This is a genomic window from Salinisphaera sp. C84B14 (genome assembly GCF_040361435.1).
GTDB lineage: Bacteria > Pseudomonadota > Gammaproteobacteria > Nevskiales > Salinisphaeraceae > Salinisphaera.
In genome coordinates this window covers 1-18,761 of sequence record NZ_APNL01000011.1, presented here as the reverse complement: position 1 = coordinate 18,761, position 18,761 = coordinate 1, and the positions used below count along the sequence as shown (strand labels likewise).

The following is an 18,761-nucleotide window of genomic DNA, read 5'->3' as shown; positions in this document are numbered from 1 at the left end:
TACACTGGCGTCCGTTTTCCACCAGTTGATCAGCGACGTGCCACGCGAACAGGACGACAGTTTTACGGGGCTGACCCCCGACCATCGCGACTTTGTTACCGCGCTGGATACCGGCCTGCAGGTCATTCGTGCCTTCGACGGCGACCACCCACGCATGACCCTCAGCGAGGTCGCCGCACGCACCGGTATGAACCGTGCGAAAGCCCGTCGTTTTCTGCTGACTCTTCACGGGCTGGGCTATGTTCGGCGCAAGGATCGCTATTTCGAGCTGGCGCCCAAGACGCTGCAGCTGGGCTATGCGTTTCTGTCGTCGAACAACTACCAGCCGGTCATCCGCCAGCACCTGGAACGCATTACCGAAATCACCGGCGAGTCGTCATCCATGGGCGTGCTCCAGGGCGCGGACGTGATCTACGTGGCGCGCTCGGCGGCCCCGCATCGTTTGATGACGATCGCACTGTCGATCGGCACCCCGCTGCCGGCCGCGACCACCTCCATGGGGCGTATGCTCCTGGCCATGCTCGAGCCCGCCGAACTGGACGCGGTGCTGGCCAATCTTAAGTTCGAAACCTATACCCCGCGCACGATCACCGATGTCAGCAAGCTGCGGGCACATCTCGATAAGGCCCGCGAACAGGGCTTCTGTATCGTCGATCAGGAGCTCGAATCGGGCCTGCGCTCGCTGGCCGTGCCGGTGTACAACATGCACGGCGTACTGCTGGGCGCGATCAATATCAGCACCAACGCGGCGCGAGTGGATCGCAAGACGCTCAAGTCACGCTTTCTGCCGTTGCTGCAGCAGACCTGCGACGAGATCGCCCGCCAGGTGGGCTGATCGCCACGCCCGGTCGTCGGCGCCCAATCCGCGCGATCCGTTCGGGAGTATCGCCATGCTCGACGCGTTTATCCGTCATCCCTTCATGAGCCGCGCCGGCGTCGCTGCCTGTTCGCCGCGGGACTTCCTTGCGGCGATGTGCCGTGTCGAATGTGCGCTGGCCCGCGTACAGGAACGCGCCGGGCTGGTGCCCGCCGGCACCGCCGCCGCGATCGAAACCCGGCTGGATATCGACGCCTTCGACCTCGACGCCCTGGCCGCCGATACCGCCGACGGCGGCAACGTCGCAATTCCCTTCGTCAAGCAGGCCAAGGCCTTGCTCGACGCCGACCTGCGGGCGCATTTTCATTATGGCGCCACCAGCCAGGACATCGTCGACTCCGCGTTGATGCTTGTCATCCAACCGGGGCTCGCACGCATTGAACAGCGCCTCGTCGAAGCACGCGGCCACGGCAGCGCACTGATGACGGCCCATGCACGCACCCCGATGATCGGGCGTACGCTCATGCAGCAGGCGCTGCCCATCACTTTTGGCGCCAAGGTCGCGCACTGGCTCGGGGGACTTGCGCAAGCCGAAACGCGCCTGGTCGATATCGCTGCAAACGGTCTGTTCGTACAGTTCGGCGGGCCGGTAGGGGTACATACGGGCTTTCCCGATCACGGCCCGGCGTTGATGGAGGCCCTGGCCGACGAACTGGGCCTCAATCGCCCGCTGCTGCCCTGGCATACCGATCGCCAGCCCATCGTGGCCCTGGCAGACGCGCTCGACGCGGTCGCGATCGCCGCGGAAAAGATCGCGCTCGACGTCGCGCTCATGGCCCAGACCGAAATCGGCGAGCTGAGCGAACCCGCAGCCACCGGCGCCGGCGGCTCATCGTCCATGCCGCACAAGCGCAACCCCGTGGGCTGTACGCGCATGCGCACGGCCGCACGGCAGGTCCATGCCAACGTGGCGCTGGTGCACAATGTCGCCGCCCAGCCGCTGGAGCGCGGGCTCGGCGAATGGCAGGCCGAATGGGCACCGCTCATCGACAGCCTGCAGCTGGTCGAGGGCATGCTCGATACGCTGGTCGTGATGTTCGAAGGGCTCGATGTGCGCGTCGACGCCATGCAACACAATCTGCGTCTGGCAGCCAGCGCATTTCTCGCCGAGCCTGCGACAGACATGCTGATGCCCCATCTCGCGGCCGCGGCGGCCGCACGGCTTGTCGCCGAAGCGATCCATCAGGCAGTCGCCCAAAAAAGGGCGCTGGCCGACGTGCTGCTCGAACGGCCCGAGGTGGCGGCCCACGTCGATGAGCAACGGCTGCGCGCCGCGCTCGACCCGATGGCGCATGTCGGCGCGAGCCTGGCGCAGGTGGAACGCGTACGCCAGATGCTGAACCGGATGTAATCGCCCACCCCACGACAAAAGGTGATCCACACGCCGCGCAGCGCGCGCACGGCGCGCGTTGACGCCAGCACCATACAGCGATTAGGTTATTCGCGATGCAAACGTACGTTCGCAAGGCGAACCATTGCATCAAGAGCCGCAGGTTTGCGGTTACATCATGCCGCGATTGCAGCACGCGCTCGAACGCCCGTCACCGGCGGGTCGTCGGTTGTATCGACCGCGACGCGGTCGAGGCAGCGACTGACGCGCGTCTATTCGAACAACCGCATAACGAGATCCAGCCATGTCCAACACCGTCTATCTTTGTCATCCAGCCCGTACCGCGGTCGGCCGCTTCGGCGGCACGCTGGCCAGCGTGCGCCCTGACGACATGCTCGCGCATATCATCAAGGCCGTAATCGCCCAGGCGCCGAATCTGGACCCGGCCGCGATCGACGATGTGCTCATGGGCTGTGCCAACCAGGCCGGCGAGGACAACCGCAACGTCGCGCGCATGAGCGCGCTACTGGCCGGGCTGCCGACGGCCGTACCGGGCTCCACCATCAATCGCCTGTGCGGCTCGAGCATGGACGCCATCGGTACGGCAGCCCGCGCAATCCGGTCGGGGGAAACGAAGCTGATGCTCGCGGGCGGCGTGGAATCCATGTCGCGGGCGCCCTACGTGCTGGCCAAAGCCGAATCCGCCTATAGCCGCCAGCAGATTCTGGAAGACACCACCATCGGCTGGCGCTTCGTCAATCCGCTGATGAAGCAGTGGTACGGCATCGATTCCATGCCCGAGACCGGCGAGAACGTCTCGGAGCAGTACAAGGTTTCGCGCGAAGATCAGGACGCCTTCGCCCTGCGCTCGCAGCAAAAAGCCGAAGCCGCCCGCCAGGCCGGCCGTCTCGCCGAGGAAATCACGCCGATCGAGATCCCCCAGCGAAAGGCCGACCCGATCGTGTTCGATACCGACGAACACCCGCGTGCGAACACCACGCTGGAAAAACTCGCCAAGCTGCCGACGCCGTTTCGCAGCAACGGCACGGTGACCGCCGGCAACGCCTCGGGCGTGAACGACGGTGCCGGCGCGCTGCTGGTGGCCGGGGAGGAGGCCATCAAGCAGTTCGATCTGCAGCCCAAGGCCCGTATTCTGGGTATGGCGACCGCCGGCGTGGAACCGCGCATCATGGGCATGGGCCCGGTATACGCTTCGCGCAAGCTGCTCGACCGTCTCGGACTGTCCATCGAGCAGATGGACATCATCGAACTCAACGAAGCGTTTGCCAGCCAGTCGTTGGCCTGCCTGCGCGAACTGGGCCTGCCCGACGATGCCCCGCACGTGAACCCCAACGGCGGCGCGATCGCGCTCGGTCACCCGTTGGGCATGTCGGGCGTGCGCATCGTCAGCGCGGCCCTGCACGAGATGGCGCGCACCGATGCCCGCTATGCGCTGTGCACCATGTGTATCGGTGTAGGCCAGGGTATCGCCACCGTGATCGAGCGCGTCTGATCCAAGCGGGAAAAACCATGGCGTTTGTCGAGTGCAACGGCCGGACCATTGGCTACGACGATAGTGGCGAAAGCGACCTGCCCGCGATGCTGTTTGCACATCCGCTGGGCATGTCGCGCGATGTATGGCGGGAGGTCACCGCCCGGCTGCGCGGGCGCTGGCGCTGTATTGCCTGGGATTTGCCGGGCCACGGCGCCAGTGCGCCACTCGACCACGCCGTAACCGCCCACGACCTGGCCGCGGATGCCAGCGCCCTGCTGGCCGCCCTGGCCATCCCACGCTGTACGTTCGTGGGCTCCTCCATCGGCGGCGTGATCGGGCAGGCGTTGATGCTCGATGCGCCCGCCGTTGTAGAGCGGGCCGTACTGACCAATACCGGCGCGGTGATCGGCCAGCCCGAGGACTGGCAGACGCGTGCCGCAAGGGTTCGCAGCGAAGGCCTTGCACAGATGGCGCCCGAGCTTGCCCAGCGCTGGTTTGGCCAGGCCTACAAGCAACAGCAGCCGGCCGGCCTGGCCGGCTGGACGTATCAGCTCGCACGCACCGACAACGAAAGCTATGCGCGGCTGTGCGAACTGCTCGCAGACGCAGACTTGCGCGGCCGGCTGAACACCATCGACCGGCCGGTCCGGCTGATTGCCGGCAGCGATGATCCGGCCACGCCGGTGGCCACCCTGCAGGCCCTGGCCGAAGAACTGGGCGGCGCGCCGCTCACCACGATCGAAGGCGTGGCGCACGTGCCGTCGGTGGAAGACAGCGCGGCCTTCGCCGACTGCCTGGTCGCGGCCTGCGCTGCCCACCCCGGCCCCGCAACGCCGGCAACCCATGCCGACGGGATGAACACAAGGCGCGCCGTGCTCGGCGACGCCCACGTCGATCGTGCCGCCGACTCGGCCACAACGCTGGACGCGCCGTTTCAAGACATGATCACGCGCTATGCCTGGGGGGAACTCTGGGGCAATACGGACCTGCCGCGCACCCAGCGCAGCCTGATCACCATCGCCATACTCGCCGCGCTCGGCCGGGACGACGAGCTGATCCTGCACCTCAAGACCGCACAGCGTCTGGCCGTACCCGAAGCCGAACTGCGACAGGCACTCATGCACGTGGCGATCTATGCCGGCGTGCCGGCGGCCAATCACGCTTTCAAGCTCGCCAAGGAACAGGGCTGGGGCCGCAGCGACCCGGCGTAGGCCTGGCTTGGCAGCGGCGACACGCGGACTCGATTCACGGTTCCGATCTGTTGCACAATGCAGCCTATTCGATTGGACGGGCCGGCTGATACGCGACCACCAGGAGAGGTCATGGCGCAGAACAAGCACAACCGCTTCGTCATGCGTGATCGCGAATGGCACCCAAGGCCCTATGCCCCCGCCTACAAGACATCCGTCGCCCGGGCTCCGCAGCAGCCATTGGTCAGCCTGCAAAGCCCGACCGCCTCGGAACTGACCGGCCCGGATTTCGACCGGTTTGCGCTCGGCCGCTTCGACAACGACCTGCTCCTGAACTTTCGCTCGGGCACGGCACAGGACGGCCTGCCCATCGGCGAACGCATCATTGTTCACGGCCGCGTGGTGGATCAGTACAACAAACCCGTGGCCGGTACACTGGTCGAGATCTGGCAAGCCAACGCCGGCGGCAAGTATCGCCATATCAAGGACGGCTACCTCGCCCCGCTCGATCCGAATTTCGGCGGCGTGGGCCGAACCATCACGGATGACGACGGCTGGTATCGCTTTCGTACCGTCAAGCCCGGCCCCTATCCCTGGCCGAACGACGTGAACTCGTGGCGCCCGGCGCATATCCACGTCTCGGTGATGGGCCCGTCGATCAGTACGCGTCTAATAACCCAGCTTTATTTCGAAGGCGATCCGCTCATCCCGCTGTGTCCGATCGTGAACACGCTCGATGATCCGGAGGCGGTCGCCACCCTCGTCGCCCGGCTCGACAAGGCCGCGGCCCGGCCGATGGACTGTCTCGCCTACCGTTTCGATATCGTCACCCGCGGCGCGCTGCAGACCTACTTCGAAAACGCGAGCTGAATATGACGCGCCCCACCCGTGATGAAGGACTTTCGTACCCGGAAACCCCTTCGCAGACCGCCGGGCCGTTCGTGCATATCGGCCTGGCACTCGATGTAGCCGGCCTGCCGCCGCGCGCGTCGGAAATCGGCCCCGAGATCGCCGCCGCGGATGCCGCAGGCGAGGCGATCGAAATCCACGGCCGGGTGATCGACGGCAACGGCGATCCGGTCGAGGATATCTTCGTCGAGGCCTGGCAGGCCGACGCACACGGCGTCTATCAAACCGACTATCGCGCCGAGCACGCCTTTCGCGGCTTCGGGCGCAGCGCGCCATCGGCGACCGACGACGGCTGGTGGACGTTTTATACGGTCAAACCTGGCCGTGTGGCGCACCCGGGCGGCCAGCCGATGGCACCACATATCAACCTCATGCTCTTCGCACGCGGCATCAATATCCACCTGCATACGCGGCTGTATTTCGATGACGAACACCAAGCGAACGCCGGCTGCCGCTTCTTTAACGCGCTGCCGCCGAGTCGGCGCGACACCTTGATCGCGCGCCGCGATACCCAGGCCGACACACCACGCTATCGCTTCGAAATCCATCTCCAGGGCCCGCAGGAAACCGTGTTCTTCGATTTCTGATAATCGGGCGCCGTGACAACGCCGTGCCGCGGCGCGTCGACTTGTGCGTCCCGAGCCAAGCCATCACGCTGAATAGAAAGCCAAAAAAGGACGACCCATGCATCGCACCCAACCTCCCTTTCGCTGCGACCACGTCGGCAGCCTGCTGCGCCCGGCAAACCTCATGCAGGCCCGTGCCGAGCATGCGCGGGGCGAGATCGACGCCGATGCGCTGCGCGCTGTCGAAGACAAGGCGATCGCCGACGTCGTCAGAAAACAGGAAAACGTTGGCCTCCCGTGTGTGACCGATGGCGAATTCCGGCGTGCCTATTTCCATCTGGATTTTCTGCAACAGCTGGATGGCGTGAGCGTCACCGGCGGCATCAGTGCCAACCCCAACGCCAAGTCGTCGGACGACGGCTTCACGCCGCCCAAGCTCAGCGTGACCGGCAAGCTCGCCCACGCCCGCAATATCCAGGTTGCGGACTACCGATATCTGGCAGCCCATAGCGGCGTCATGCCCAAGGTTTCGATCCCCTCCCCGACGATGGTGCATTTTCGCGGTGGCCGCGCGGCGATCGATATCGAGGCCTACCCGGAACTGGACGGCTTCTTCGAGGATCTCGCCCAGTGCTATCGCGACGAGATCGCGGCCCTGCACGACGCGGGCTGTCGCTATATCCAGCTCGACGACACCAATCTGGCCTATCTCTGCGATCCGGACATGCGCGCTGCCGCGGCCGATCGCGGCGACGACCCGAACGAACTGCCGCACCGCTATGCCGAACTCATCAACGCCGCGCTCGAAGGCAAGCCGGACGATCTGACCGTCGGCGTGCATCTGTGCCGCGGCAACTATCGCAGCACCTGGTTTGCCCAGGGCAGCTACGAGCCGGTGGCCGACGTGCTGTTCAACGAGCTGAACGTGGACGCCTATTTTCTGGAATACGACGACGAACGCTCGGGCGACTTCGCGCCGCTGCGTTTCGTACCCAAGGGCAAGGACGTGGTGCTCGGCCTGGTTTCCTCGAAGCGCGAAGCGCTGGAGTCGCACGACGAACTGGCCAAACGTATCGACGAGGCCGCACAGTACGTGCCGCTCGATCAGCTATGCCTGAGCCCGCAGTGCGGCTTCTCCAGTACCGCCGAAGGCAACGAGATCACCGAAGACGTGCAGTGGGCCAAGCTGGAGCGCGTGGTCGAAACCGCGGAACAGGTCTGGAAATAACGCCATCCGCCTCGGCCTGCGTTTGTTGCAGGCCGAGGCGCGCAAGCCGCCGTGCATTCGCCCGCGCCATTCGGGCCGGCCGGTTATCGCCGGCTCAGGGCGCGGCCGGCATGGCGCGTTTGTGGGCGGTGGCTTCGTAGGCGTCGATAATCGTTTCACGCGCCTCGGCGCTGACCTCGCCACCTTCGAGAAAGCGGTCGATCTCGTCGTAGCTCACGCCGAAGACTTCTTCGTCCGGGCGTTGCGGACGCAGCGATTCCAGATCGGCCGTGGGCTGCTTGTTCACCAGTTCCTCGGGCGCGCCGAGTCGTTCGCCGAGCGCACGAACCTGGCCCTTGGTCAGGCCGAACAACGGCGTCACATCGGCCGCGCCGTCACCGAACTTGGTGAAGAACCCCATCACGGCTTCCGCAGCCTGATCGGTTCCGACCACCAGGCCCTGATGCCGGCTGGCGATGGCGTACTGAACGACCATGCGCTGGCGCGCCTTGACGTTGCCGAGGATGAAATCCTCCTGTTCGGCGTCATCGAAGCTCAGGTTGCTGTTCTCGAGCGCCTGCTGCATGCCGCTCGTGGGCGCCTCGATATTCACATCGAGCAGTTCGTCGGGCGCAATGAAATCGAGCGCGCTACGAGCATCGTCGGCGTCGTGCTGTTCACCGTGCGGCAGGCGTACGGCATAAAAACGCGCCTCGCCCCCGTCATCGCGAATGCGCTCTACCGCAAGCTGGCAAAGCCGTCCGCCGATGGTGGAATCCACGCCACCGCTAATGCCCAGCACTAGGGCATTCAAACCACCGTGGCGCAAATAGTCGGCAAGAAAACCGATACGGCGCTCGACTTCGCGCTCGGCGTCGATACGCGGCGAAACATCCAGCGCTTCGATGATGTCTCGCTGCGTGGTCCGGGATTGCATAGCCATTGATCATTCCTTGGTTGTCGGCTTACACGGCCGTCGGGTTATGGCCGGAAAAGACTTCGTCGAAATAGAACACCAGCCGCTGCAACCCGTAATGGGCCGCGCCGTGGCGTACCTCGTTGCGCTCGCCCTCGAAATAGCGCGTTTCGGTGAATCGATGAACCGTGTCGCCGCGGCGAACCGCCCAGGCCAGGCACACCGTCCCCGGCTCCAGCCCGTTCGGGCCGGCCGCGGGCCCGGCAATGCCGGTATTGGCGACAGCCGCGTTGGCATCGTTGTTATCGAGCGCGCCGGCCACCATGGCGTCGGCAACGGCTTCGCTGGTCAACCCGTGCTCGTCGATGAGTTCATAGGCCACGTTCAGATAGCGGTTTTTTGCCTGCGGCGAGTAAACGGCCAGGCCGCAGTCGATCGCCTGGCCGCTGCCGGGCACACGTGCCAGCTCGGATACGATCAATCCCGCAGTACAGGATTCGGCCGTGGCGAGCTTGACCTCGTTACGCAGCAGGAAATTCGCGATGTCTTCGATACGATCCATACCGGGCAGCTCCTTCGTTATGGTCGTGTTCTGCCTGTCTGCCGGCACATTAGCGATCGGGCCGCGCCGTCGTCTGTCCGTGTTTCTGCGCATTTCGCCGCGGCTCGCGAAGATTTTCGAAATGCGGGGGAAAATACGGATTTATCCCGCCTTTCGTGATCTCTAGGGTTCGCCCGCTCCTGTGAACTTCACATGCAGACGTACCCGCGCGGCCGGCGTAGGCCCGTCGAACGCATACCTGCGTCTGCAGATAGATTTGACCATCGGAAAGGCTCCGACATGGACGACCCGCAGAATATCGCCGTCATCGGTCTGGATGACTTCAACCTCGAGATGTTGCGCACGGTACGCGACGCCGAACGCTACAACTTCTCGGGTTTGATCGACTACGACCAGATCGTGAACCCTGAAAAATATCCGGTCGAGGATTTCATCCACGATGCCCAGTACGGCATGGACAAGGTCCCCGGCGGTTTGCATGCGATCGTCGGCCACTGGGATTTCCCGACCACCAGCCTGCTGCCGATTCTGCGTGACCGCGCCGGTCATGCCACGCCCTCGCTCAAGGCCGCGCTGATGTGCGAGAACAAGTACGGCACACGTCTGGCGACCTCGGAAGTCGCCCCGGAACTGACGCCGCCCTTTGCACTCGTCGATCCGGAAGACGACGCGCTGCTCGACGATCCGCCCCTGCCCTATCCGTTCTGGCTCAAGCCGGTGGTCGCGTTTTCGAGCACGCTGGGCTTTCGTATCGACGGCCGCGAAGACCTGCGCCATGCGCTGCGCGAAATCCGCAAGGGCATCGACAAGTTCGCCGAGCCCTTCGAAGCCTTCAGCCAGCGCGCCACGCTGGGCGATCAGCGTGCGCTACTGCGCGGACGCTATTGCGTGGCCGAAGGCATCATCGCCGGGCGTGGCTGCACCGTCGAAGGCTATGTGCAGAACGGCGAGGCCCATGTGTACGGCGTGATCGATTCGCTGCGTGCACCGGGTGGTTCGAGCTTCACGGGCTATGTGTATCCATCGAATCTGCCGGATGCCGTGCTCGATCATATGCGCCAGAAATCCTGCGAGCTGGCCACCCATATAGGGCTGGACAATACGCCGTTCAATATCGAGTTCCTCTGGGACGAAGAGCGTGACGATCTCAAGCTGCTCGAGGTCAACGCACGTATCTCGAAGTCGCACTCGCCCCTGTTCTATCTCGTCGAGGGCGCGTCGCACCACGAGGTGGCGATTGACGTGGCCATGGGCAAGCAGCCCAACTTCCCCAACGGCGGCGGCCCGTACAACTATTCGGCCAAATTCATGCCGCGTGCCTACGACAGCGCGCGCGTCACCCGCGTACCGGGCGAAAAGGACATCGAACGGCTACGCGAGCGTTTTCCGCATGCGATGTTCAAAAGCCATGTCAGCGAAGGCATGCAGCTCGAGGATCTGCCCAACCAGGACAGCTACAGCTTCGAGCTGGGCGACCTGTTCCTGGGCGCGGACAACTACGACGACTTGAACAAGTATTTCCACGAGGCCATGCATATCCTCGGATATCGGTTCTCGCGTAAGGTCGAGACCAACTACGACTGACATTCACGACGTCGAACAAGCGAACTTCATGAGCGATCTAGCGGCACACGAGGCCAATCACCGCGTTATCGAGCACACCACCATCCCGATGCGCGACGGCACCCGTCTGGCAGCCCGTATCTGGCTGCCCGACGATGCCGACAGCCAACCGGTGCCGGCGATCCTCGAGTACATCCCCTACCGCAAGCGCGACTTCACCCGCTCGCGCGACGAAACCATGCACCCGGTATTCGCCGATAACGGCTATGCCGGCGTGCGCGTGGATCTGCGCGGCAGCGGTGATTCCGAAGGCGTGCTCGAGGACGAATACCTCGAGCTCGAACTCCAGGACGGTGTGGAAATCATCGAGTGGCTCGCCAAGCAGCCCTGGTGCGACGGCAGCGTCGCGATGATCGGGATCTCCTGGGGCGGCTTCAATGGCCTGCAGGTCGCAGCCCGCCAGCCCGAGGCGTTGAAGGCCGTCATCAGCGTGTGTTCGACCGACGATCGCTATGCGGACGACGTCCACTACATGGGCGGCTGTCTGCTCGGCGACAATCTGTCCTGGGCGTCGGTGATGTTCGCCTTCAACTCGCTGCCGCCGGACCCGCAGCTGGTCGGCGAGCAATGGCGCGACCTATGGTTCAAGCGCCTGGAAGGCAGTGGCCTGTGGCTGGAAAAATGGCTGGCACACCAGACGCGTGACGACTACTGGCGCCACGGCTCGATCTGCGAGGATTTTTCCTCGGTCCAGTGCCCGGTGCTCGCGGTCAGCGGCTGGGCGGACGGTTACACCAATTCCGTATTCCGCCTGCTCGACAATCTGGACGTGCCCACTCAGGGGCTGGTCGGCCCCTGGAGCCACAAGTATCCGCACCAGGGCGTGCCCGGACCGGCCATCGATTTCCAGGGCGAGGTGCTGCGCTGGTGCGATCGCTGGATCAAGAACATCGACAACGGCGTGGAAAACCAGCCCGCCCTGCGGGCCTGGATGCAGGAAAGCATTCCGCCGTCGGGCAGCTACAGCTACCGCCCCGGCTACTGGGCCGGCGAAAGCCAGTGGCCGCCGCAGCGCGATGAACGCGTGTTTCAACTCGAACCCGATCTGCTGACCGAGAACTTCGACGACCCCGAAGTTGGCCATCACGATGTCGAGTCACCGTTGAGCGTGGGCCTGTTCGCCGGCAAATGGTGCTCCTATGCAGCCGGCCCGGACCTGCCGCACGATCAGCGCGAGGAAGACGGCGGCGCTCTGGTGTTCGACACCGAGCTGTTCGAGCAGGATTTCGAAATGCTCGGCGCGCCGGTGGTCGAACTGGAGCTGTCCTGCAATCAGCCGACCGGCATGGTCGCGGTGCGTCTGTCCGATGTTGCCCCGGATGGCAGCGCTACCCGATGCACCTACGGGCTGCTCAACCTCACCCATCGCAACGGCCATGACCGGGTCGAGGAACTCGAGCCGGGCAAACGCTATCGCGTATCGGTTCAATGCAACGAGCTGGGCCAGATCATCGCGGCCGGCCACTGCCTGCGTCTGAGCGTGTCCTGCTCCTACTACCCGCTGGCCTGGCCGCCGGCGCAGTCCACTCGGCTTACGGTACATACCGAGAACTCGCGCCTGCGTCTGCCCGAACGCGCGCGTCAGGCAAGCGACGCCGATATCGCCTTCGATGCACCGCGCGACGTGCCCAAGCTCGACGTCGAACAACTCACCCAGGGTCAGCAGCGCTGGCTGGTGCATCGCGACCTCGACAGCAACGAGTCGACGCTGGAGGTCATCAAGGACGGCGGGCGCTATCACATTGCCGACGCCGATCTGACCGTGGCCGACGATACGCGCGAGTACTACAGCTTTCGCACCGGCGACTTCGGCTCGCCCAGCGCAGAAGTCGTGGCACATCGCACGCTCGAACGCGAGGGCTGGTCGATTTACACGCGTACCCGCACCGTGCTCACCGCGGACAGTGAGAATTTTCACGTGCACGCCGAACTCGATGCCTACGAAGACGGGCGGCGCGTGTACTCGAACAACTGGAATCGAAAAATCGCGCGCAACGGCGTTTAATGCGAGCACGCGATAGGCAGACTTGGACTATCCAAAAAAAGCTATGCAAATCGATGACTACATCCGCCTGACTGCGAGCGATATGCTGGCGCGTCTGGCCCGTCGTGAGGTCAGCGCGACGACGCTGGCCGACTGCGCACTGCGTCGTATCGAACAGGTGGATGCCCGGCTCAACGCCTTCTGTCATATCAACGAACGCGCCACCCGCGATGCCGCGGAAGCCGCCGACGAGCGCTACCGCACCGGACAGCCCATGGGCCGTATCGACGGTCTGCCGGTGGCGGTGAAAGACGCCTTCGACATGATCGGCTGGCCGACCCGCGACGGCTCCAAGCTTACGGATACCCGGGCCAAGACCTTCGATGCGCCTACGGTCGCCGCCTGTCGACGCCACGGCTTCGTGCCCGTCGGCAAGACCACCACACCGGAATTCGGTTGGAAAGCGGTGACCGATTCGCCGCTGACCGGTATTACCCGCAACCCCTGGAACACCGCCATGACCTGCGGTGGCTCCAGCGGCGGCAGTGCCGCGGCGGTGGCCGCGGGCGTCACCCCGGTCGCGCTCGGCGCCGATACCGGCGGCTCGATACGCATCCCGGCCAGCTTTTGCGGCGCGGTGGGCTTCAAGCCATCGCATGGCCACGCGCCCACCCTGCCCGGCAGTCACCACGACAAGCTCACCGAACGCGGGCCGATCACCCGGACCGTGCAGGACGCCGCCACGCTGATCGACGTGATTACCGAAAGCGATCCGAGCACGCCACAGCACGGCGGCGACGAAAGCCGCTCCGATCGGGCCATGGCCGGCGACATTCGCGGCCTGCGTATCGCCTTCAGCCCGGCGCTGGGTTTCGATGTCGACGTGGACCCGCAGATCGCTGCCGCGCTCGAGCATAGCGCGGACCTGCTGGCCAGCCACGGCGCGCGCGTGGTGCGTACCGACCCGCCCATCCATCCGGATACGGGCGCGCTGCGCGAAAGCTATCACCAGATGTTCTTCACCGAGACCGCGGTCATGGCCCGCGACTGGAGCGAGGCCCAGATCGAAACGCTGGATGCGCCGCTACAGCCAATGGTCAAACGCTATCTACAGGCCAGCGCGGCGGATTATTTGGCTGCCGACAGTGAGCGGGTCGCGCTGATGCAGCGTATGAGCGACTTTCATCGCGACTACGATCTCGTGCTCTGTCCCACCGCCCCCGTGCTGCCCTTCGAGGCCGGACGCGAAGTACCAGCCGACTGGCCGCACGAGCGCTGGACCAGCTGGGCACTATTCGCCTGGCCCTGGAACATGAGCGGCCAGCCGGCAATCACCGTGCCCTGCGGCTTCGGCGACGGCGAGCGCCCGATCGGCGCCCAGTTCGTCGGCCCGCGCCACGCCGATCATCTCGTGATGCGCGCCGGGCGCGTACTACAGCAGGCCCATCCGCTCACTGACCGGGCACCGCGTCTGGGCTAGGCACCGTCGTTTGCCTGGCTTCGACCCGGTGTCGATAGCGGCGTGACCGTGAACAGTTCTTCCGGATAGACGTTGTCGGGGCCGAAGTGTGTGGCTTCCAGGTAATCCGGGGTCACATGGCACTGCGCGCCCTCGGCCTGGGCCAGGCGTCGGAACAGCCCCTGCGAAGCGCTGTTGCTCGCCGTCACCGTGGCTTCGAGGGTTGTGACATGGGCACAGACCGGGCGCGCCAGTACGGCCTGGATCATGCGCAGCGGCAGGCCTTGGCCACGCCCCTCGGCGTGCACGCCCACCTGCCATAAAAAATAGGTATTTGCCTTCTTAGGGTGCAGATAGCCGCTCACGAAGCCGATGATGCGGCCGCCGCGTTCGGCGACCACGGTGGTTTCCGAGAAGTGGGTACACTGCAGGATATTGCAGTAGACCGAGTTCTCGGCCAGCGGATGCAGTGCCCGCACGAAACCATGCAGCCGCGCGCCGTCGTTTACATCGGGTTCGCGAAGAACCAGCGTTCCATCGCTCATTTGCGTTATCGCCGTTTCGAATCTGGCGCCATGCTAAAACCCTGCGCGCTTTTCCTCCTTGAGTAGAAGTACGTAACCGTACCCACGGGGGGCGGGCATCGATTTTGATATCGATGGCCAACCCAGCACGCCGCACCCGCCTGCGGAAATTGCGTATTGTTCGCGGCGGCATGCCGGCCTAGCCTCGTGCCGCCATTTCTTGTTCAAGGCCCCGATGTCCGCTTTTGAACCCACCCGCGCCAATACGCGTGCCACCCTCCAGTCCGGCCTGCTCATCGGCATCGGGCTGATGTCAGCGGTCGACGAGATCGTATTCCACCAGCTGCTGGCCTGGCACCACTTCGTCGACGCGCGCTCGGGCGCCTTCGCTCTGTTCTCCGACGGTCTACTACATGCCGGCGAGCTGCTGTTTCTTATCGCCGGAGCGTTCATCGCCCGCTCCCTGCTGAAGACACAGCGCTTCGCGCCCCGGCATTTCAAGGCCGCCCTTTTGCTTGGCGCGGGTGGTTTCCAGGTCTTCGACGGGGTGGTCGACCACAAGATTCTCGGCCTGCACCAGGTGCGCTATGTCGACCCCGTCTGGCCCTACGACGTGGCTTGGATTGGTGCAGGGCTGCTCATTCTTGTGGCGGGAATGGTCGCCCTGCGCCACGCGCGGCGGCACTGCGACACCCCGTGATCGGGCATGCGCTGCTCCTCGCGGGCCTGGGCGCGGCAACTCTGGCCTATGGCCTGGCCTGGTATGCCTGTCGAAACGAATGGTCCCTGCAACGTGGGCTCAGCTGGCTGGCCGGCGCCGTACTGGCCTTGATCGCGCTGAGCCCGGCCATGATGCATTTTGGCCATGCACGCATCGAAGGCCATATGGTCCAGCACCTCATGCTCGGCATGTATGCCCCGGTCGGGCTGGTGCTGGCCGCGCCCGTCACCCTGGCGCTACGCGTGCTGCCGCAGCGGGCTGGCCGTACCTTGGTGCGTCTTCTCGGCAGCGTACCGATACGCGCGCTCGCCCATCCGGTCAGCGCCGCGCTGCTGGATATCGGCGCCATGTTCCTGCTCTATCTCACCCCGCTGTATGGCTTCATGCACGACACGCCGTGGGCAGGCACGCTGCTGCACCTGCACTTCTTGCTCGCCGGCTGCCTGTTCGTATGGTCGATCGCCGGGCCAGACCCGGCCCCACACCGACCCGGGCCGCGTCTGCGCCTGCTCGTGTTCTTTGTGGCAATGGCGCTCCACGGCGCCCTGTCGAAGTACATGTATCTGCACGCTTATCCGCTCGACTCGGGGAGCACGCTCGATCAGCGCCAGCTGGCAGCAGAGCTGATGTACTACGGCGGCGACCTGGCCGCGATCGCGATGGCGATCGCCTTCTTCGCCGCCTTGTTCAAACCCCGTGGTAGCGCCCGTCACGCGGGGTCAAACAGCAAGACTATAGAGGCGACCGACCATGGCTGACGCGCCGAACGTGACCCAGCGTCGGTCACGCACCAACCCGTCATTACGGGCGCATCGCTTCTGACAGCAACGGCAGATCCACGCTGCCCGAAAACGTCACCACGCGCGGCAGACGATTGAAGCTGAGGTAGTACTGGTTATGAAAGCCGTACACCATCAGATACACCTCGTCGCCGGGGTTGAGCCGGGTCGATATACCCACCAGTGGCTGTTGGTAAACCCCGTCGGCGTGCCCGCTCAACGGCGCGACCTGCGTATTGATCAGATCGATGCGGGTTTCGCCCTGACGTTTGAGGCCCAGGCCTACGAACACGATGGGATTCTCCGCCGCGCTCTCGATCTTCAGGTCCGCCACGGGGATACCCGCCAGCGTCATCGGCTGTTCTGCGGTGAACAGGAACAGTTCCCGCGACGGCGCGGTCAGCTCGTTGAGCAATTCCGGCGGTAGCAGCTGCAGCACCTCGTCGGTCAGCACGCTGTCGAGTTCGCCCGGGTTGGTCAACAACGCCTCGAGCGTATCCAGCAGGTTGGCCACCGTCATGCCCAGCGACTCGAGCACGGTCGGCAGCAGCGGGCTGCCGTTGATCTGCAGGCCCTGGAGTACGTTGACCACGGTTTCCACCACCGGGCCGGTGGACAGGGTGGTGGAAGGTATTGTGTAACGCTGCCCACCGATCGGGACATCGTCGGTCACCACGCCGTGCGTATCCTCCTGAACGAAGCAATTGTCGTCGACCGGCGGGCGGGCCTCGACACCGCGCAGCTTCTCGTCGAGAAAGCTGAGCATGCGCTCCGAGGTGGCATAGGTCGCATTGCCGCAGGTAACACGCGGGTCCAGGTCGAAACCGAACGCGCCCTGCACGGCCTGGAAAAGCGGCAGGATATGGCCGGTGCGCTGAATGAGCACGCGCACGTCGTTGCCGGCCGCACGCAGGCACTGGGCGTTGCGCACGGCCTCGTTCATGTTGAACAGCGTATCGTTCACGCCCTGTACGAAAAACGCATCGACGCGCGGTACGCCTTCGCTCGGGCGTAACCCATCGCAGAAGGCGTTCAGCCCGTTGCCTTCGACCTCGGCGAGAATATCCTCTGAAATCTCGCCAAACTGGGCTTGCACGAAGCCCTCGTAGAGAAACGGATCGAGCGCACCTTCGGCGCCGGTCACGCCGAGCAGGACCAGCAGATCCAGCCATACGGTCTTGGGCGTGCCGTTCGGTGCGAGGCTATAAGTCAGGTCGTGCCAGGTGGCCGCGGGCACGATGGCGTCGATGCGCGGGTCCACGCCGGCGCCCACCAGCTGATAACCGCCGCCATAGGACAGGCCGAGCGCGCCGAGCACGGGTTCGCCGCGACGATAGGCCAGACGGCCCTCGAATCGTTCGATCGCATAGTCGATGACCGCTGTCGTGTCGCGGCCTTCGAAGTCGGGGTTTTCGACCATCACCCGGCCCCCCGTCTCGCCAAAGCCGCGCTGATCGAAACTGACCACGAAATAGCCCGATTCCCACGCCTGGCGAGTGGCCAGATCGGACGCGTTGGCGTCGTCTGCCACGTCGTCGAGGGCGGTAATCCGGCTGCCGCCAAAGCCGTGGCTGTGAACGATCAGCGGCGCGCACTCGCCTTTGTCGAGCGCCGGCGTATACAACGTCATGGCCACATCGATCGTCGTGCCATCGATATCGGTCGATTGCGTGACCGCGTCGACGCGCCCGGCCTCAAGCGCGGGTGCGTTCTCGTCGCAGAACAGGGCTGCGGGTGTGGCAGGATCACCACCGCCGCCGTCCACGGGCTCGCGAGAGCTCGTGACGTCTACAGACCCGTCATCGCCATCGCCGCAGCCGGCCAGGCCCATGGCAAACAACAGAACAAGCGCCCACCCGGCCATGAATGCCTTCTTACCCATCACGCCCCCTTCCCCGCCGCGGCAGGCCCATGTTCTCGATAAGCGCTAGACGTTATCCCTTTGTCATCGGGAAGTAATGGGTATAAACACCGACAATACGACTTTAAGACGAGACGCATGCGGGCGGCCGCTGCGCGCCGCTTGCTGCCACCCGCGTTCTGCTGCGAGTTAGCGTTGTAGCGATCATGGCTGGAACGCGCTCGGGCTACGGAGCGCTGGGGCATCGCGGGCCCGGGAAGATTACTTGCGGCTACGCCGCTCGCCCTTTCGGGCTCGTACAGCTAAAGCTGCACGATTCAGCCGCTACGCGGCTGTCGAACGATTGTTATCTGTCGGGAGTTCGAATTGCGTCGTTGCAAATAAAAAAGGCCCTCCATCTCTGGGAAGCCTTCTTTGCATGGCGGGCCCGGGAAGATTATTCGCCGCTACGCGGCTCACCCCTTCGGGGCCGGTGCGGCTGCGCCGCCCCGTTCAACCGCGCTGCGCGCGGTTGTCGAACTCTCTTGTTGTCTGTCGGGAGTTCGAATTGCGTCGTTGCAAATAAAAAAGGCTCCCCATGTCTGGGAAGCCTTCTTTGCATGGCGGGCCCGGGAAGATTACTCGCGGCTGCGCCGCTCGCCCTTTCGGGCTCGTGCAGCTAAAGCTGCACGATTCAGCCGCTACGCGGCTGTCGAACAATTGTTATCTGTCGGGAGTTCGATGAGTCCTAGATAAAAAAAAGGTTCATCGCACATTAC

16 protein-coding genes are annotated in these 18,761 nt (G+C 64.5%); 12 read left to right on the top strand and 4 right to left on the bottom strand.

Annotation, left to right across the window (positions count from 1 at the left end; genetic code table 11):
• The first annotated feature begins 28 nt into the window (after positions 1 to 28).
• From C84B14_RS10840 to C84B14_RS10810, 7 genes are all read left to right on the top strand, one after another.
• Positions 29 to 835 (top strand): IclR family transcriptional regulator domain-containing protein, encoded by an 807-nt coding sequence (locus tag C84B14_RS10840; RefSeq protein WP_348767294.1) that lies wholly within the window; start codon positions 29 to 31, stop codon positions 833 to 835.
• A 55-nt stretch (positions 836 to 890) separates the two neighbouring features.
• Positions 891 to 2,228: a class-II fumarase/aspartase family protein gene (locus C84B14_RS10835; protein ID WP_353224022.1), complete on the top strand. Its 1,338-nt coding sequence runs from the start codon at positions 891 to 893 to the stop codon at positions 2,226 to 2,228.
• A gap of 283 nt (positions 2,229 to 2,511) precedes the next feature.
• Positions 2,512 to 3,720 carry a 3-oxoadipyl-CoA thiolase gene (pcaF, locus tag C84B14_RS10830; RefSeq protein WP_353224020.1) on the top strand — a complete coding sequence of 403 codons (1,209 nt, stop codon included), beginning with the start codon at positions 2,512 to 2,514 and terminating at the stop codon, positions 3,718 to 3,720.
• 17 nt (positions 3,721 to 3,737) lie between these two features.
• On the top strand, positions 3,738 to 4,913 hold the full coding sequence (gene pcaDC, locus C84B14_RS10825) for a bifunctional 3-oxoadipate enol-lactonase/4-carboxymuconolactone decarboxylase PcaDC (protein ID WP_353224018.1): 1,176 nt from the start codon (positions 3,738 to 3,740) through the stop codon (positions 4,911 to 4,913).
• A gap of 111 nt (positions 4,914 to 5,024) precedes the next feature.
• Positions 5,025 to 5,762 carry a protocatechuate 3,4-dioxygenase subunit beta gene (gene pcaH / locus C84B14_RS10820; protein WP_353224016.1) on the top strand — a complete coding sequence of 246 codons (738 nt, stop codon included), beginning with the start codon at positions 5,025 to 5,027 and terminating at the stop codon, positions 5,760 to 5,762.
• A gap of 2 nt (positions 5,763 to 5,764) precedes the next feature.
• Complete coding sequence (gene pcaG / locus C84B14_RS10815; protein ID WP_353224015.1) at positions 5,765 to 6,388, top strand: protocatechuate 3,4-dioxygenase subunit alpha; 624 nt, start codon at positions 5,765 to 5,767, stop codon at positions 6,386 to 6,388.
• 97 nt (positions 6,389 to 6,485) lie between these two features.
• The gene (locus C84B14_RS10810; RefSeq protein WP_353224013.1) at positions 6,486 to 7,595 is read left to right on the top strand and encodes a 5-methyltetrahydropteroyltriglutamate--homocysteine S-methyltransferase; all 1,110 of its coding nucleotides are present in this window, start codon (positions 6,486 to 6,488) and stop codon (positions 7,593 to 7,595) included.
• A gap of 94 nt (positions 7,596 to 7,689) precedes the next feature.
• On the opposite strand, the gene nadE is transcribed toward C84B14_RS10810, so the two are convergent.
• Together nadE and C84B14_RS10800 are read right to left on the bottom strand one after the other, a co-directional pair.
• On the bottom strand, positions 7,690 to 8,517 hold the full coding sequence (gene nadE / locus C84B14_RS10805; RefSeq protein WP_353224011.1) for an NAD(+) synthase: 828 nt from the start codon (positions 8,515 to 8,517) through the stop codon (positions 7,690 to 7,692).
• A gap of 22 nt (positions 8,518 to 8,539) precedes the next feature.
• Complete coding sequence (locus C84B14_RS10800) at positions 8,540 to 9,052, bottom strand: CinA family protein (RefSeq protein WP_353224009.1); 513 nt, start codon at positions 9,050 to 9,052, stop codon at positions 8,540 to 8,542.
• Positions 9,053 to 9,331: 279 nt separating this feature from the next.
• Between C84B14_RS10800 and C84B14_RS10795 the strand changes: the two genes are divergently transcribed.
• From C84B14_RS10795 to C84B14_RS10785, 3 genes are read left to right on the top strand one after another with little or no spacing between them, the layout of a single operon-like run.
• On the top strand, positions 9,332 to 10,636 hold the full coding sequence (locus tag C84B14_RS10795; RefSeq protein ID WP_353224007.1) for an ATP-grasp domain-containing protein: 1,305 nt from the start codon (positions 9,332 to 9,334) through the stop codon (positions 10,634 to 10,636).
• A 28-nt stretch (positions 10,637 to 10,664) separates the two neighbouring features.
• Positions 10,665 to 12,680 (top strand): CocE/NonD family hydrolase, encoded by a 2,016-nt coding sequence (locus C84B14_RS10790; RefSeq protein WP_353224006.1) that lies wholly within the window; start codon positions 10,665 to 10,667, stop codon positions 12,678 to 12,680.
• Positions 12,681 to 12,723: 43 nt separating this feature from the next.
• Positions 12,724 to 14,139: an amidase gene (locus C84B14_RS10785; RefSeq protein ID WP_353224004.1), complete on the top strand. Its 1,416-nt coding sequence runs from the start codon at positions 12,724 to 12,726 to the stop codon at positions 14,137 to 14,139.
• Here C84B14_RS10785 and ectA read toward each other — a convergent pair.
• Positions 14,136 to 14,663 (bottom strand): diaminobutyrate acetyltransferase, encoded by a 528-nt coding sequence (gene ectA / locus C84B14_RS10780; protein WP_353224002.1) that lies wholly within the window; start codon positions 14,661 to 14,663, stop codon positions 14,136 to 14,138. The genes C84B14_RS10785 and ectA overlap by 4 nt on opposite strands.
• A 214-nt stretch (positions 14,664 to 14,877) precedes the next feature.
• On the opposite strand from ectA, the gene C84B14_RS10775 reads away from it, so the two are divergent.
• Both C84B14_RS10775 and C84B14_RS10770 read left to right on the top strand, forming a co-directional pair.
• Positions 14,878 to 15,342, top strand: coding sequence for a DUF2243 domain-containing protein (locus C84B14_RS10775; RefSeq protein ID WP_353224000.1), 465 nt, complete (start codon positions 14,878 to 14,880; stop codon positions 15,340 to 15,342).
• On the top strand, positions 15,339 to 16,121 hold the full coding sequence (locus C84B14_RS10770) for a cytochrome c oxidase assembly protein (protein ID WP_353223998.1): 783 nt from the start codon (positions 15,339 to 15,341) through the stop codon (positions 16,119 to 16,121). The genes C84B14_RS10775 and C84B14_RS10770 overlap by 4 nt, the downstream gene beginning before the upstream one ends.
• Positions 16,122 to 16,164: 43 nt before the next feature.
• Here C84B14_RS10770 and C84B14_RS10765 read toward each other — a convergent pair whose 3' ends face one another.
• The gene (locus tag C84B14_RS10765; RefSeq protein ID WP_353223996.1) at positions 16,165 to 18,024 is read right to left on the bottom strand and encodes a CocE/NonD family hydrolase; all 1,860 of its coding nucleotides are present in this window, start codon (positions 18,022 to 18,024) and stop codon (positions 16,165 to 16,167) included.
• Positions 18,025 to 18,761: the final 737 nt, after the last annotated feature.